Genomic DNA, 2472 nt, shown 5'->3' with positions numbered 1-2472 from the left:
ACGTCCCTGTGGTTATTCATTGGCAGGGCTGTGCTGAGGCAGGACTATGCTATCCACCAGAAAAGATGGCGACCAAAGTTGATATCGCAGTGCCACGCTAAGCCGTTGCTGACATTTTGATCCGATCCTGAGTAATAAATAGGTAGCCTTTCATGCCCGCACATATAGCAACACAGCCGCCGACCACGACTACCGGCGAAACCATCGCTTCTAAACACGCCAAGCATGCGCCCTATTACAGTGTAAAAAACCGCCCCTATCTATCGGCACTTGTGCTAAGTGCCAGCGCTGTGATGGCAGGGCTAAGCGCGCCGATGCCCGCGCACGCAGCAGGATTGGGCGATTTGTTTGGTGATAGCAGTGACAGTCGTGCACAAAAAAAGTTTTTATCCGTTGACGAAGCCTTTGATGTCAGCAGTAGCAGCAGCCCTGCCACAGCTGGCACGCGCTTGTCGATAAATTTTGATATCACCCCTGAGCACTATGTGTATCAAAATCAGCTCAAGCTGACACTGCCTGATGGGGTAAAGGCCGCGCCGTTTACCTTTAATCAGCAGCCCGTTTCTATCGACGATCCGACCTTTGGCCGCGTGCCAGTGTTTGATCAGGCCAATGTAGTGGCGAGCACCACGCTGAGTACGACAGATGGCAAGCCTCTAGACAATGCTGCGATTACGATTGGTTGGCAGGGCTGCGCCAAAGCAGGGCTGTGCTATCCACCAGAGAAGATAAAAACCACAGTCAGTATCGCCGCTGTACCCTCCCATAGCCGTGCCAATAATGCATCAGCGACTGGCCAAGACGCGACAGCTAAAAGCACTGCGGCCAATGCTGACGCTCATACCGTAGATACTGACGCTCAAGATAAGGCGGCCATTAGTGAGCCGCTAACCACATCATCGGCTGCTGCGCCGCCAGAGAGTGCCAGCGGCCTTGCTGGTGAGCAGATGGATGATGAAGTCGTCGACTATGATTTGATAGACGATGTGTCATTGGAAGGTGAGATTGCCGGTGCAGCTGCGCCCATAGCAGACACCCAGCAGTCTTCTGATCGAGCCTCAAGTAGTAGTGAGACTGCCGCTATCGGCGCAATGGATAGCGACCCTTTTGGCCTAGCGTCTCATCCATGGCTGGCATTGGCTTTGCTGTTTTTAGCAGGCTTGGGCTTGGCATTGACGCCTTGCGTCCTGCCCATGCTACCCATTGTGGCCAATATCGTCGCCCGTGAAGACAATCCCACGGTCAAACGCGGTGTGCTTTTGACAGGCAGCTACGCCATTGGGGTAGCCACCGCTTATGGGGTTTTAGGTGCAGTTATTGCGGTGTTTGGTGAGTCTTTGGGCATCATCGGTTGGCTACAAAACCCGATTATCTTAATCAGCTTTGCCATCGTGTTTGTACTTTTGGCGTTATATATGCTGGGTGTTTTTAGTATTCATTTGCCCAATGCCATCAGTAGTAAGATGCAGCGCTTGAGTCAAGCAGGAGATAGCAAGCTTGGTAGTGCGGGCGGCAGCCTAATCGCTGGTTTTTTATCTGCGCTGGTGGTGTCGCCTTGTGTCTCAGCGCCGTTATTTGGCGCGCTGCTGGCGGTGTCTACCATTGGCAGTCCGCTGCTTGGGTTTGTCGCTTTATTTATGCTGGGTTTTGGTCTGTCCGCGCCGCTGATCCTAATCGGTGCCACTCAAGGCAAGATCATGCCAAAAGCTGGCGCGTGGATGAACTGGGTCAAGCAAGGTTTTGCGTTGCTGCTTTTTGCTGTGTCGCTGCTGCTGATTGAGCGCGTCTTTATCTCGCCTGTCATGCTGGTGGTATGGGCACTTTGGTTTATGGTACTGGCGACATGGGCGTGGAGCTGGCTTGGTAAAGGTCGTATCTTAACCCAGGCACTGGGCCTAATCGCTGGGATTTGGGCGGCTTGTCTGATGGTGGGTGCCGCTTTGGGTAACGATGACAGTCTGCATCCGCTGGCCTCTTTAAGCGCCGCGCCTATGATGATGACATCTGCAAACGGTGTAACAGGTGCGAGCAATAGCGCTAATGACGCGCACATCACCACCCTTGCTGAGCTAGATGCTATTTTGGCTGACAATCCGAAAGTCATTGTCGATCTGACAGCAGAGTGGTGTGTTGAGTGCCGTATTATGGACAAAAACTTATTTCACAATCGTCCTGCTCAGATGCAAGACTGGCTGCTGGTCAGACTCGATATCACAGAGACGACAGAGAACTCAAAAGCCATCTTAGCGCGTTATCAGCTATTTGGACCGCCAGCATTGCTCTATTATCAAGACGGGCAGTTGGTCAATCAGCAAGTAGGGGAAATCGGGCGTTCGGCATTTGAGCAGACTTTAGAAGCGCTCAATCGCTAATCATCTACATGGATGAGCAATAGCTGAAAGGGTGAATGTCTCACCTTCAAACACCCGCCTGACATAACAGCTAATGCCGTATATTTTGCCAATCAAAAGC

The 2472-nt window shown here is 52.1% G+C and carries 2 protein-coding genes; both read left to right on the top strand.

Annotation, left to right across the window (positions count from 1 at the left end; translation table 11 throughout):
• Positions 1-8 precede the first annotated feature (8 nt).
• A complete protein-coding gene (locus NK638_RS12170; protein WP_274633219.1) occupies positions 9-101 on the top strand; it encodes a protein-disulfide reductase DsbD domain-containing protein in 93 nt (30 codons plus the stop codon).
• Positions 102-152: 51 nt separating this feature from the next.
• Positions 153-2372 carry a cytochrome c biogenesis protein CcdA gene (locus NK638_RS12165; protein ID WP_342454297.1) on the top strand — a complete coding sequence of 740 codons (2220 nt, stop codon included), beginning with the start codon at positions 153-155 and terminating at the stop codon, positions 2370-2372.
• Positions 2373-2472 lie beyond the last annotated feature (100 nt).

This window comes from Psychrobacter sp. A3, assembly GCF_028823565.1.
Classification (GTDB): Bacteria; Pseudomonadota; Gammaproteobacteria; order Pseudomonadales; family Moraxellaceae; genus Psychrobacter; species Psychrobacter celer.
The sequence above is the reverse complement of the archived record's forward strand: the minus strand, read 5'-3'. Positions and strand labels throughout refer to the sequence as shown.

Excerpts from the sequence above, each read along its gene's own strand:
- NK638_RS12165 (WP_342454297.1), top strand. The coding sequence starts at position 153 with ATGCCCGCACATATAGCAACACAGCCGCCGACCACGACTACCGGCGAA.